The organism is Kitasatospora sp. NPDC093679, from assembly GCF_040683455.1.
Taxonomy (GTDB): domain Bacteria; phylum Actinomycetota; class Actinomycetes; order Streptomycetales; family Streptomycetaceae; genus Kitasatospora; species Kitasatospora arboriphila.
The window spans coordinates 22,595-35,209 of sequence record NZ_JBFBDW010000052.1 but is presented as its reverse complement, the minus strand read 5'-3'; the positions used below and the strand labels follow the sequence as shown (position 1 = coordinate 35,209).

At 73.7% G+C, this 12,615-nt stretch carries 13 protein-coding genes; 5 read left to right on the top strand and 8 right to left on the bottom strand.

Annotation, left to right across the window (positions count from 1 at the left end; all coding sequences use genetic code 11):
• Nucleotides 1–22 precede the first annotated feature (22 nt).
• Nucleotides 23–784 (bottom strand): SDR family oxidoreductase, encoded by a 762-nt coding sequence (locus tag AB0O09_RS31035; protein WP_363547384.1) that lies wholly within the window; start codon nt 782–784, stop codon nt 23–25.
• Nucleotides 785–916: 132 nt separating this feature from the next.
• On the opposite strand from AB0O09_RS31035, the gene AB0O09_RS31030 reads away from it, so the two are divergent.
• Entirely contained in the window at nt 917–1,462 is a 546-nt protein-coding gene (locus AB0O09_RS31030) for a hypothetical protein (RefSeq protein ID WP_363547382.1), read from the top strand.
• Nucleotides 1,463–1,528: 66 nt separating this feature from the next.
• Here AB0O09_RS31030 and AB0O09_RS31025 read toward each other — a convergent pair whose 3' ends face one another.
• Entirely contained in the window at nt 1,529–2,326 is a 798-nt protein-coding gene (locus AB0O09_RS31025; RefSeq protein ID WP_363547379.1) for an SURF1 family protein, read from the bottom strand.
• Between the two features lie 17 nt (nt 2,327–2,343).
• A complete protein-coding gene (locus AB0O09_RS31020; RefSeq protein ID WP_363547376.1) occupies nt 2,344–3,354 on the bottom strand; it encodes a DEDDh family exonuclease in 1,011 nt (336 codons plus the stop codon).
• A gap of 168 nt (nt 3,355–3,522) precedes the next feature.
• Between AB0O09_RS31020 and AB0O09_RS31015 the strand changes: the two genes are divergently transcribed.
• The 4 genes from AB0O09_RS31015 (at nt 3,523) to moaA (ending at nt 7,894) form a co-directional block, all read left to right on the top strand.
• Nucleotides 3,523–4,566 (top strand): zinc-dependent alcohol dehydrogenase family protein, encoded by a 1,044-nt coding sequence (locus AB0O09_RS31015; protein ID WP_363547373.1) that lies wholly within the window; start codon nt 3,523–3,525, stop codon nt 4,564–4,566.
• 229 nt (nt 4,567–4,795) lie between these two features.
• A complete protein-coding gene (locus AB0O09_RS31010) occupies nt 4,796–5,158 on the top strand; it encodes a DUF485 domain-containing protein (protein ID WP_363547370.1) in 363 nt (120 codons plus the stop codon).
• Complete coding sequence (locus tag AB0O09_RS31005) at nt 5,155–6,765, top strand: cation acetate symporter (RefSeq protein ID WP_363547367.1); 1,611 nt, start codon at nt 5,155–5,157, stop codon at nt 6,763–6,765. Before AB0O09_RS31010 ends, AB0O09_RS31005 begins: the two co-directional genes overlap by 4 nt.
• Nucleotides 6,766–6,904: 139 nt before the next feature.
• The gene (gene moaA / locus AB0O09_RS31000) at nt 6,905–7,894 is read left to right on the top strand and encodes a GTP 3',8-cyclase MoaA (protein ID WP_363547364.1); all 990 of its coding nucleotides are present in this window, start codon (nt 6,905–6,907) and stop codon (nt 7,892–7,894) included.
• Between the two features lie 73 nt (nt 7,895–7,967).
• Here the strand turns inward: moaA and AB0O09_RS30995 are convergent, their stop codons facing one another.
• The 5 genes from AB0O09_RS30995 to AB0O09_RS30975 form a co-directional block, all read right to left on the bottom strand.
• Nucleotides 7,968–8,222 carry a hypothetical protein gene (locus AB0O09_RS30995; protein ID WP_363547362.1) on the bottom strand — a complete coding sequence of 85 codons (255 nt, stop codon included), beginning with the start codon at nt 8,220–8,222 and terminating at the stop codon, nt 7,968–7,970.
• Nucleotides 8,223–8,502: 280 nt separating this feature from the next.
• Nucleotides 8,503–8,895, bottom strand: coding sequence for a DUF3099 domain-containing protein (locus AB0O09_RS30990; RefSeq protein WP_363547360.1), 393 nt, complete (start codon nt 8,893–8,895; stop codon nt 8,503–8,505).
• Between the two features lie 86 nt (nt 8,896–8,981).
• Nucleotides 8,982–9,527: an RNA 2'-phosphotransferase gene (locus AB0O09_RS30985; protein WP_363547357.1), complete on the bottom strand. Its 546-nt coding sequence runs from the start codon at nt 9,525–9,527 to the stop codon at nt 8,982–8,984.
• Between the two features lie 34 nt (nt 9,528–9,561).
• Nucleotides 9,562–10,959, bottom strand: coding sequence for a metallopeptidase TldD-related protein (locus AB0O09_RS30980; protein ID WP_363547354.1), 1,398 nt, complete (start codon nt 10,957–10,959; stop codon nt 9,562–9,564).
• A complete protein-coding gene (locus AB0O09_RS30975) occupies nt 10,959–12,491 on the bottom strand; it encodes a TldD/PmbA family protein (protein WP_363547351.1) in 1,533 nt (510 codons plus the stop codon). Before AB0O09_RS30975 ends, AB0O09_RS30980 begins: the two co-directional genes overlap by 1 nt.
• Nucleotides 12,492–12,615: the final 124 nt, after the last annotated feature.

Below are 12,615 nucleotides of genomic sequence, written 5' to 3'. Positions count from 1 at the left end.
GGCGAGCTGACGTGAGCGCCCGTCAGAGTCCGCGCAGGGCGCCGCCGTCGACCGGCACCATCACACCCGTCAGATAGGAGGCGGCCGGGGAGAGCAGGAAGGCCGCGACCTTGCCGAACTCCTCCGGGGTGCCGTAGCGGCCGAGCGGGATCGCCGCGCTCGCCCGCGCGCGGGCCGCCGACGCGTCGCCGCTCAGGGCGTCCAGCTCGCGCACCCGGTCGGTGTCGATCCGGGCCGGCATCAGGCCGACGACCCGGATGCCGCGCGGGCCGAGCTCGTCGGCCAGCGACTTCGCGGCCATCGCCAGACCTGGCCGGAGCCCGTTGGAGATCCCGAGGCCGGAGATCGGCTCACGGACGGAACCGGACAGCACGAAGCCGATCACGCCGCCCTCCGCCAGCTCCGCCGCGGCCGTCCGGGCGATCCGCAGCGCACCGAGGAAGACCGACTCGAAGGCGCCCCGCCAGGCCTCGTCCTCCGCCCGGAGCACCGGGCCGGCGGTCGGCCCGCCGACGCTGATCAGCACGCCGTCGAAGCGGCCGAAGCGCTCGCGCGCGGCCTCGACCAGGAGGCCCGCGGCGGCGGGATCCCCGTTGTCGGCGACCACGCCGTGCGCGTGCTCCGGCCCGCCCAGCTCCTTCACCGCCGCGGCCACCGATTCCTCGTGCCGGCCGCTGACCACCACCCGGGCGCCGTCGGCGACCAGTTCACGCGCGGAGGCCAGGCCCAGGCCGCGGGTGGCACCGGTCAGTACGTACACCTTCTGCTGAAGTCCGAGATCCATGCGCCCATCCTCCCCGGTCCGGGCCCGGGGCGTCGATCGGGTCCCACCCCGCGGCGCCGGGTTGACGCGGGGGGAGAACTTAGGAAAACCTAACCTCGCTTTCACCCTCCCCCACCCCCACGGAGCACCACCATGCCTGAGTCCGACGAGCTCGCCCCGCTGTCCGGGACGGTCGCCCGTTGCCTCCTGGTCTCGGTCGGGCTCTGCGTGCTCTGGGCCGGCAGCGCCTGGACGGCCGGCCACGTGCGGACCGACGCCTCGCTGCACACCGTCGCCCTCTTCGTGCACCTGGTGGCGCTGGTCGTCGGCTTCGGCGCCGTGCTCGCCGTGGACTACACGGGCGCCCTGTGGCTGCTCGGCCGCCGCACCCTCGCCCAGGCCGTGGAGTCCACCGGCCCGCTGCACGTACCGGTCTGGGCGGGCCTGGCCGGCCTCACCGCCAGCGGCATCCTGCTGGAGCCGCAGCTCGACTCCCCGCTGACCCGGGTCAAGCTGCTCCTGGTGCTGCTGATCGCGCTGAACGGGGTGCACGCCACGGCCCTGACCAAGCGGCTGGAGGCCGCGGGCCCCGGCCGGCCCGAGCGGCGGCTGCTGGTGCGCGGCGCCCTCTCCGCCCTGGTCTCCCAGCTCGGCTGGTGGGGCGCCCTCGCCATCGGCTTCTGGAACACCCAGCACTGACGCACGAGTGCAGGTGCACCTGCCCGAAGGCGGCTCCCCCGGGCGGCTGCCCCGTCGCCGGAACGTCTACGCGGGGGCGAGCTCCCCGGCCGCGGCCGCCGCGGCGGCCTCCTCGGCGCGTTCCTTGGCCTCGCGGCGGGCCAGGATCACCAGGCCGACCGGGAGCAGGCCGGCGAACAGCCACCACTGCACGGCGTACGCCATGTGCGGGCCGATGTCCGAGTGGTTCGGCTCGGCCAGCAGCACCGGGGAGCTGCCGACGGCCGGGGTGGCGGAGACCAGCTCCAGGTAGCCGCCGAGCACCGTGGCGCCGGTGGCCTTGGCCTGCTGCCCGCTGTTGATCAGCTTGTACTGGCGCTCCGGCAGGCCGCCGCGGTCGCGGATGCCGCTGCTGGCGGTGGTCTCGTCGGCCCGCAGCCGGCCGGTCACGGTCACCGGCCCGGTCGGCGGCGCCGGCACCGCGGGGTAGCTGGCGGCGTCCGTGCCGGAGTCCACCCAGCCACGGTTGACCAGCACCGAGCCGCGGCCGTCCGCCAGCTTCAGCGGCGTGACGACGAAGTACCCGATGCTGCTGCCGTCCGGTTCGGTGCGCCCGCGGATCACGAACTCGTGCGCGGTGTCGTAGCTGCCGGTGGCCGTCACGGTGCGCCAGGTCAGGTCGCCGGGCACGGCGAAGCCGGGGGAGGACAGCGAGTCGAAGGCGACCGGCGCCGCCTTCAGGCTGCGGCCGATCAGCTCGTTGCGGGCGACCCGGGCCTCGTGCCGGTGCAGCTGCCAGAACCCCAGACGGATCATCACGGGGATCAGCAGCAGCACGGTCAGCGCGATGACCGCCCAGCGCCGGGACAGCAGAAATCGGTACACACCCGGCACGCTACGCCCTACTGATCCGCGGGCCGGACACCGGGGTGGGGTGCGACCTCGCGCAGCAGCTGGAGGAAGGCGTCCTCGCCCACCACCGGCGTGCCGTGCTCGCGGGCCTTGCGGGCCTTGCCGCTCCAGCTGCCCGGCTCGTTGGTGACGAGCAGGCTGGTGAGCCGGCTCACGGAGGTCGCGATGTGCAGGCCGGCCTCGACCGCGCGGTCCTCCAGCAGTTCCCGCTCGGTGGCGGTGTCGCCGGTGATCGCCACCCGCATGCCCTGGACCAGCGGGGAGCCGTCCTGCCAGCGGCCGGGGTTCGGGTAGGGGCAGGCCGGCCGCTTGCGGCTCGGGCGGTAGGACGACGACCAGGACGTGCCGCGGGCCGGCGCGGGGGAGTCCTCGCCGAGGTCGGTGACGGCCACGCAGGCGGTCAGCGGCAGCGGCACCCCGAACTCCCGGGCCAGCTGCAGGCTGGGCCGGAACGCCTCGGCGAGCACCCGGGCGTCGTCCAGCGCGTTGTGCGCCTGCCGCTGCTGCACCCCGAAGTGCGCGACGAGCGAGGACAGCTTGCCGTTGGGCAGCGGCAGACCCAGGTCGCGCGAGAGCACCATGGTGCACAGCCGCTGCTCCACCGGGGCGCGCAGCCCGGCCCGGGCGAACTCGCGGGCGATCATGTTCCAGTCGAAGAGCGCGTTGTGGGCGACCATGATCCGCCCGCGCAGCCGCTCGGCCAGCTCCCCGGCGATCTCGGGGAAGGTCGGCGCGTCGGCCAGCATCTCGGCGGTCAGGCCGTGGATCCACACCGGCCCGGGGTCGCGCTCCGGGTTGACCAGCGTGTACCAGTGCCCCGTCACCTCGCCCTGCGCGTCCAGCTGGTAGACGCCCGCCGAGACGACCCGGTCGGTGCGGCCGAGCCCGGTGGTCTCGACGTCGACGACGGCGAAGCCGGTGTCGGCCTCGGCGGCGGGGCGGGGCGCCGGGAGGGCCGCGGGGGCCGCCAGGCCGTCCCACGGGGACTGGATCGCATGCATGGTGCACCACTCTAAGGCCGACCGGCGTCGGGGCCGGGTCGATCGGCGGCGGGCGGTGGCCCGGGGCCGCCCGGAATAGAGTGGTCGTCGGAGTGGTCGTACATCCTCGCGACCCTTCCCGGTCGTCAGCACCCCGACGTACCACCCCCCACCCCGTAAGGAAGCTCCATGCGCGCCACCGTGATCCACGGACCCAACGACATCCGGATCGAGGAGGTGCCGGACCCGGTCGTGCAGCGGCCGACCGACGCCGTGGTGCGGGTGGTGAACGCCTGCATCTGCGGCAGCGACCTGTGGGCGTACCGGGGTGTGGCGTCCCGGGTGGCCGGCCAGCGGATCGGCCACGAGTTCCTCGGCATCGTCGAGGAGGTCGGCTCCGACGTGACCGGATTCACGCGCGGCGACTTCGTCGTCGCCCCGTTCGTCTGGTCCGACGGCACCTGCGACCACTGCCGCGAGGGTCTGCACACCTCCTGCCCGCAGGGCGGCTTCTGGGGCGAGGTCGGCTCCGACGGCGGCCAGGGCGAGGCCGTCCGCGTCCCGTTCGCCGACGGCACCCTGGTCAAGCTGCCGAAGGAGGCGGCCGGCGAGGAGAAGCTGCTGCCGGGCCTGCTCGCCCTCTCCGACGTGATGAGCACCGGCCACCACGCCGCGGTCGCCGCGAACGTCCGGCCGGGCGCCACCGTCGCCGTGGTCGGCGACGGCGCCGTCGGCCTGTGCGGCGTGCTCGCCGCGCACCGCCTCGGCGCCGGCCGGATCATCGCGCTGGGCCGGCACGAGCAGCGCACCGCGATCGCCCGCAGCTTCGGCGCCACCGACGTCGTCGCCGAGCGCGGCGAGGCCGCGATCGAGGCGGTCAAGGAGCTGACCGGCGGTCAGGGCGCGCACGCGGTGCTGGAGGCCGTCGGCACCGAGGAGTCGATGCGCACCGCGATCTCGATCGCCCGGGACGGCGGCGCGGTCGGCTACGTCGGCGTGCCGCACGGCGGCAGCGCCGGTGTGGACATCGCCCAGATGTTCGGCCGCAACGTGACGCTGGCCGGCGGTGTCGCCCCGGCCCGCGCGTACATCCCCGAGCTGCTGCCGGACGTGCTGTCCGGCGCGATCGACCCCGGCCCGGTCTTCGACCGCACCGTCGGCCTCGACGGGGTGCCGGACGGCTACCGCGCCATGCACGACCGCGAGGCGCTGAAGGTCCGCATCACCTTCTGACGCACGCTCACACCCTCTGCACCCCCGGGGCGGTGCCGCACGCGCGGCACCGCCCCGGGCGGTTTGTGCGGACGGTTTTCGGCCAGATCGGGGACAGCCCGCGGCCGATCGTGCGCGGACGCTGTCGCGGGCCGCGCGGGTGGATCTAGCATGCAGCCGCACCGTGCCTGTGATGCCCCTCACACCCCAGTGATCCACCCGCGCACCCGCCGACGTCAGGAGACACCGCGTGGACACTCCGCCGGCCGCCGAGGCCGCCGCCGCAGACGTGCAACGGATCGAGGAGGGCGAGGAGTTCCGCGGCCTCAGGTCCGCCTTCCGGAGCTTCGCCTTCCCGGTCACCATCGGCTTCATCCTCTGGTACCTGCTGTACGTGCTGCTGTCGAGCTACGCCCCGGCGTTCATGGCGACCAAGGTCGTCGGCCACGTCAACACCGCCCTGGTGCTCGGCCTGCTGCAGTTCGCCTCCACCTTCGCCATCGCCGCCTGGTACGCCCGCTACGCGGACCGCCGCCTCGACCCGCCCGCCGAGGCGATCCGCGAGAGCCACGCGCCCGCCGCCGTCCACACCCCCCGGGAGGCCGCCGAATGATCCAGCTGGCCAGCGCCGCGAGCGACCACCGCGGCCTCACCATGACCCTCTTCGGCCTGTTCGTGGCCGCCACCCTCGGCATCACGATCTGGGCCGGCCGGCAGACCAAGGACGCCGCCGACTTCTACGCCGGCGGCCGCGGCTTCACCGGCTTCCAGAACGGCCTCGCCATCTCCGGCGACTACATGTCCGCCGCGTCCTTCCTCGGCATCGCCGGCGCCATCGCGCTCTTCGGCTACGACGGTTTCCTCTACTCGATCGGCTTCCTGGTGGCCTGGCTGGTCGCCCTGCTGCTGGTCGCCGAACCGCTGCGCAACTCCGGCCGCTACACCATGGCCGACGTGCTGGCCTTCCGGATGCGGCAGCGCCCGGTGCGCACCGCCGCCGGCGTGTCCACCATCGTGGTGTCGATCTTCTACCTGCTGGCCCAGATGGTCGGTGCCGGTTCGCTGGTCGCCCTGCTGCTCGGGGTCAGCGGCGAGGGCGCCAAGCGCTGGACGATCGTCGCGGTCGGCGCCCTGATGGTGATCTACGTCGCGATCGGCGGCATGAAGGGCACCACCTGGGTGCAGATCGTCAAGGCGGTGCTGCTGATCGCCGGCACCGCGCTGATGACCGTCCTGGTGCTCGCCAAGTACCACTTCAACCTCTCCGGCCTGCTCGGTGCCGCCTCCGAGGCCAGCGGCAAGGGCGCCGCCTTCCTCGAACCCGGACTGAAGTACGGCACCACCGGCACCACCAAGCTGGACTTCCTCAGCCTCGGCCTCGCCCTGGTGCTGGGCACCGCCGGCCTGCCGCACATCCTGGTGCGCTTCTACACCGTGCCCACCGCGAAGGCCGCCCGGAAGTCCGTGCTCTGGGCGATCGGCATCATCGGCGGCTTCTACCTGATGACCCTGGCGCTCGGCTTCGGCGCGGCCGCCCTGGTCGGCCCGAAGGCCATCAAGGCGTCCAACGCGGCCGGCAACACCGCGGCCCCGCTGCTCGCCCAGGAACTCGGCGGCGGCGCCGGCTCCACCGGCGGCGCCATCCTGCTGGCGGTGATCTCGGCGGTCGCCTTCGCCACCATCCTCGCCGTGGTCGCCGGACTCACCCTGGCCTCCTCGGCCTCCTTCGCCCACGACCTGTGGGCCAACGTGATCCGCCGCGGCAAGGCCTCGGAGAAGGAGGAGGTCCGCTCGGCGAAGCTGGCCGCGGTGGCGATCGGCGCGATCGCCATCCTGCTGTCGATCTTCGCGGACAAGCTGAACGCCGCCGCCCTGGTCGCCCTGGCCTTCGCGGTCGCGGCCTCCGCCAACCTGCCGACCCTGCTCTACTCGCTCTTCTGGAAGCGGTTCAACACCACCGGCGCCGTCAGCTCGGTCTACGCCGGCCTGATCACCTCGGTCACCCTGGTGATCTTCTCCACGGTGGTCTCCGGCGGCAAGAACTCGCTCTTCCCGCACAGCGACTTCCACTGGTTCCCGCTGGAGAACCCCGGTCTGGTCTCCATCCCGGTCGGCTTCCTGGCCGGCTGGATCGGCACCCTCCTCTCCAAGGAGACCGCCGACCCGGCGAAGTACGCTGAACTGGAGGTCCGCTCGCTCACCGGGCTCGGCGCCCACTGACCGGAGCCCACTGACCGGAGCCCACTGACCGGACGTACCCCGGACGGGTACCGCCCCGGTCGATAAGCTGGCCCGGCCCGCCCGCAACGGCGGCCGGGCCCGCGGGTTTTGAGCCCGCGCACTCAGGAAGGGGGCCGCGATGCTGCTCGACACCTTCGGCCGGCAGGCCGTGGATCTGCGCGTGTCCCTCACCGACCGCTGCAACCTGCGGTGCACCTACTGCATGCCCGAGGAGGGCCTGCAGTGGCTGGCCAAGCCGTCCCTGCTCACCGACGAGGAGATCGTCCGGCTGGTCGGCATCGCGGTGCGCGACCTCGGCGTCCGCGAGGTCCGCTTCACCGGCGGCGAGCCGCTGCTGCGGCCCGGCCTGGTCGGCATCGTCGCCGCCTGCGCCGAACTGGAGCCCCGGCCCGAGCTCTCCCTCACCACCAACGGCATCGGCCTCGCCCGCACCGCGGCCGCGCTCAAACAGGCCGGACTGGACCGGGTGAACGTCTCGCTCGACACCCTCGACGAGGACACCTTCCACACCCTCACCCGGCGCCGCCGCCACCACGACGTGCTCGACGGCCTGGCCGCCGCCGAGGCCGCCGGGCTCAGCCCGGTCAAGCTCAACGCCGTCCTGATGCGCGGCGTCAACGACCACGAGGCCGCCGACCTGCTCTCCTGGTGCATCGAGCACGGCTACGAACTGCGGTTCATCGAGCAGATGCCGCTCGACGCCCAGCACGGCTGGGACCGCTCGCAGATGGTCACGGCCGAGGAGATCCTCGCCCTGCTGCAGGACCGCTTCGACCTCACCCCGGAGCCGAGTGCGGCCCGCGGCGCGGCACCCGCCGAGCGCTGGCTGGTGGACGGCGGCCCCGCGCGGGTCGGCGTGATCGCCTCGGTGACCCGGCCGTTCTGCCGGGCCTGCGACCGCACCCGGCTCACCGCGGACGGGCAGGTCCGCAACTGCCTGTTCGCCACCGGCGAGACGGACCTGCGGGAGGCGCTGCGGTCGGGCGCCTCGGACGCGGAGATCGGCGAACTCTGGCGGAAGGCCATGTGGGGCAAGAAGGCGGGCGCCGGCATCGACGCCCCGACCTTCCACCAGCCCGACCGCCCGATGTCCGCCATCGGCGGCTGAGCACGGAAGACACCGCAGGAGGCGGGGGAACGCAGCCGCCTCCGACCACCCGTGTGCCTCGGGCAGGAGCTCGCTACCCCTCGAAGTCCTCGAAGGGGACGACTTCCTTCAGGAAGCCCCGGACGCCGAGGAACTGCGAGAGGTGCTCGCGGTGGTCGTCGCAGGCCAGCCAGGTCTTCCGGCGGTCGGGGGTGTGCAGCTTGGGGTTGTTCCAGACCAGCACCCACCGGGCGTCCTCGCGGCAGCCCTTCGCCGAGCAGACCGGCGGGCCGTCGGGGCCGGCGGAGGCGTCCGCGGTGCCGAAGAGGCCGAGCGAGGGGGTGTCCATGGTGGGCCGTCCTGGGGGAGCTGCCGGAGCTGTCACGGCCAGTCTCGCACCCCGGGAAAGCGCTCCCGCACGCGGGCATGACGACGCCGGGCAGCCACGGGGGGAGCCGCCCGGCGTCGGTCTGTCGCTCCGACGGGGGATGCGGAGCGCGTACGCAGTATGTCACGCCACAACCCCCGTGTGGCTAGGCCTTTCATGATTAATCTGAGCCTCTGTTGAGGGTTCTGCCGGGCGAATGCCGACAGAACCGGACGGATCGGTCGACCCGTCCGTGCGCGGCTCAGTCGGCGGCGGGGGAGTCCGCGCCGTCCCGGTCGGCGCGCGGGTCCGCGTCGGTGTTCGGAGCGGGGCGTCCGCCGCCGCCCGTTCCGCCGGGGCCGAGCATCAGCGGGGTCTCCGGCGGCACCGCGAAGGTGCTCGGCAGGCCCGGGGCGCGCTCGCGGCCGGCGTTGGCGATCACCACCGCGAAGTACGGCAGCAGCACGCCGCCGGCCAGCGCGATGAACGCCAGGACCCGTTGGACGTCCCAGAGCACGACGGCCAGCAGCACGCAGAGCGTGCGGACCAGCATCGAGATCACGTACCGCCGCTGGCGGCCCCGCACGTCCTCCGTGAGGCCCGTCCGGGCCCCGGTGATCCGGAAGACCTGCCCGTTGCCGGAGTTCTTCGCCATGGTTACCGCCTTCGTCCGTCACCGCGCCCCCGTGGGTCCGGCCCATTCACGGTACGCCGTGCCGGACGTCACAGGGGCTCCGGGGCTCAGGCTTTCCGCAGGTAGTCGGGCGGGACGGCGTCGGTCAGCCAGACGCCGTTGGCGCTGACCCGGAAGACGTGGCCGTCGCGGGCCATCGCGGCGGCGTCCACCAGCAGGACGACCGGCCGGCCGTGCCGGGAGCCGACCCGGGTGGCCGTCTCGGTGTCGGCGGAGAGGTGCACGTCCCGGCGGGCCATCGGGCGCAGCCCCTCGTGGAAGATCGCGTCCAGGACCCGCCCGGTGGTGCCGTGGTACAGCACCGCGGGCGGGTCGCTGGGCGGCAGCCCGAGGTCGACGTCGACCGTGTGGCCCTGGCTGGCGCGGATGGAGAGGCCGTCCTCGGAGAAGGCGAACCGGCGCTTGTTGTTCGTCTCCACGACGTGGTCCAGTTCGGCCCGGCTGACCGCCCGGCCGTGCCGGGCCAGTGCCGCGAGCAGGGTGTCCACCCCCACCCAGCCGGCCCCGTCCAGGGTGATGCCGACCGAGCCCGGGTCGTGCCGCAGGATGCGGGACAGCCGCTTGGAGACCCTGACCGTCTGCTTCTCGTCCATCGTTCCGGGAACCTCTCCCCCGTGCCGGGCTCCGCTAGGAGGCCTGGCTGACCGAACTCATGTTGAAGTCGGCCACCCGGACCGGCGGCATCGCCGCCCGGGTGAACCAGTCGCCCCACTCGCGGGGCAGGCAGCGCTCGGTGCGTCCGACCTCGGTGATCCGTCCGAGGATGTCGACCGGCGACTCGTTGAACCGGAAGTTGTTGACCGCGCCGACCACTTCGCCGTCCTCCACCAGGTACACGCCGTCCCGGGTGAGGCCGGTGAGCAGCAGGGTCGCCGGGTCGACCTCGCGGATGTACCAGAGGCAGGTGAGCAGCAGGCCGCGCTCGGTGCGGGCGATCATCTCCTCCAGGGTGGGCGCGGACGACTGCTCCGCGGTCTCCAGGACGAGGTTGTCCACCGGCGGGTGCAGCGGCAGGCCGGTCAGGCCGGCCGAGTGCCGGGTGGTGAGCAGGTTGGCCAGCTCGCCGTCGCGGATCCAGTCGGTGGCGGTGAGCGGGTGGCCGTTGTCGAAGACCGAGTCGTTGTCGCCCGAGGAGTGGGTGAGGACGAACGGCGCGGCCTCCAGGCCCGGCTCGGCCGGGTCGGAGCGCAGGGTCAGCGGCAGCGGGCTGAGTCGCTCGCCGACCCGGGTGCCGCCGCCCGCCTTGGAGAAGACGGTGCGGCCCTCGGCGGCGTCCCGTCCGCCGGAGGACCAGCTGAGGTAGACCAGCAGGTCGGCGACGGCGGAGGGCGGCAGCAGCGTCTCGTAGCGGCCGGCCGGCAGGTCGATCCGCTTGCGGCCCCAGCCGAGCCGCCGGGTGAGCCCGGTGTGCAGCTCGGTGACGTCGACGTCGGTGAAGTCGCGGGTGGCCGCGCCCGCCCAGGCGGAGCCGGTGAGGTCGGCGGTCTTGGCGTTCAGCTCGACGGTGCCGGTCGGCTGGTCGTGCCGCAGCCGCAGGCCGGTGGAGGTGCCGAGGTAGCTGCTGGTCACCTCGTGCCGGGCGAAGCCGTACAGCAGCTCGCCGTTCTTGCGGGCCCGGGCGAAGGCCTCGCCGAGGGCCGGGGCGAAGGCCGCGAACACCTCGGCGGAGGTCTCGGCGGGCGGCGCGGTGAAGTCGGCCGAGGCCGGGCGGGACGGGATCAGCGGCTGGGCGTCCTCGGCGGGCCCGGCGTCGCGGGCGGCGGCCTCGGCGGCGCGGACCAGCGACTCGACCTCGTCGAGGGTGACGGCCTCGCGGGAGACCACGCCGGACGCGGTGCCCTCGGCGCCGTCCACGGTGGCGATCACGGTGAGCCGGCGGCCGCGGGTGACGCCGTTGGTGGTGAGGCCGTTGCCGGCCCAGCGGAGGTTGGCGGTGGAGTCCTCGTCGGCGATGACGACGCAGCCGTCCGCGCGGGACAGCTCCAGGGCGCGCTCGACCAGCTCGTGGGGCTTGACGGCGTTCATCAGTGACCGGCCTCCTGCTGGGTGTTGAGCACGTTGACGTTGCGGAACAGCGCGGACGGGCAGCCGTGGCTGACCGCCGCGACCTGGCCCGGCTGGGCCTTGCCGCAGTTGAAGGCGCCGCCGAGCACGTACGTCTGCGGGCCGCCGACGGCGCTCATCGAGCCCCAGAAGTCGGTGGTGGTCGCCTGGTAGGCGAAGTCCTTGACCTGCCCGGCGAGGCGGCCGTTCTTGATCGCGTAGGCGCGCTGGCCGGTGAACTGGAAGTTGTAGCGCTGCATGTCGATCGACCAGGAGCGGTCGCCGACGATGTACAGCCCGTTCTCCACCTGGGAGACCAGCCCGTCCGTGGCGGGGCCGCCGGCGGCGGGCTGCAGCGAGACGTTCGCCATCCGCTGCACCGGGACGTGCGCGGGGGAGTCGGCGAAGGCGCAGCCGTTGGAACGGCCGAGGCCCTTGAGCCGGGCCATCGCCCGGTCCAGCTGGTAGCCGACCAGGACGCCGTCCTTGACGAGGTCCCAGGACTGCGTGGCGACGCCCTCGTCGTCGTAGCCGGTGGTGGCGAGGCCGTGCTCGGCGGTGCGGTCGCCGGTGACGTGCATCAGCTCGGAGCCGTACTTCAGGGTGCCGAGCTTGTCGAAGGTGGCGAAGGAGGTGCCCGCGTACGCGGCCTCGTAGCCGAGGGCGCGGTCCAGCTCGGTGGCATGGCCGATCGACTCGTGGATGGTCAGCCACAGGTTGGACGGGTCGATCACCAGGTCGTAGCGGCCGGCCTCGACGCTCGGCGCCTTCATCTTCTCGGCCAGCAGACCGGGCAGCTCGGCGAGTTCGGCGTCCCAGTCCCAGCCGGTGCCGCGCAGGTACTCGAAGCCGCGGCCGGCCGGCGGGGCGAGGGTGCGCATCGAGTCGAAGGCGCCGGTGCGCTCGTCGACCGAGGTGGCCTCCAGCGAGGGGTGCAGCCGGATCCGCTGCTGGGTGGTGACGGTGCCCGCGGTGTCCGCGTAGAACTTGTTCTCCTGCACCGTCAGCAGGGCCGCGGACACGTGCGACACGCCCTCGGCGGCCAGCAGTCGGTTGCTCCACTCGGCGAGCAGGGCGGTCTTCTCCGCGTCCGGCACCTCGAAGGGGTTGACGTCGTAGGCGGAGACCCAGACCGCGTCGGCGTGCACCGGCTCGTCGGCGAGCTCCACCGCGTCCTCGGAGCCGGCGGCACGGCTGATCCCGCCGGAGAGCCGGGCCACCGCCACCGCCTGCTCGGCGACCCGGGCCGCCGCGTCGGTGGTGAGGTCGACCCCGGCGGCGAAGCCCCAGGCCCCGTCGAGCAGGACGCGGACGGCGAAGCCGAGCTGCACCGAGTCCGAGGTGCCCGAGGGGCGGGCGTCGCGCAGCCGCCAGGAGGCGCTGCGGACCCGCTCCAGGCGGAAGTCGGCGTGGCCGGCGCCGAGTTCGCGGGCCCGGCTGAGAGCGGCGTCGGCGAGGGCGTGCAAGGGGTAGCCGAGGAACAGCGGGTCGACGGTGCGGCTTGTGGGCGGCATCGGGCTCCCTGGGTCGGACGGTCGGGGGCGGCGGGCGCCCCCGGGCAGGGGAACCCGCATCGCATCATGGACCGCCGAACACACCCGGGGCCAGCGAATTCACCCGAAACCGCGCGCGTCGCCC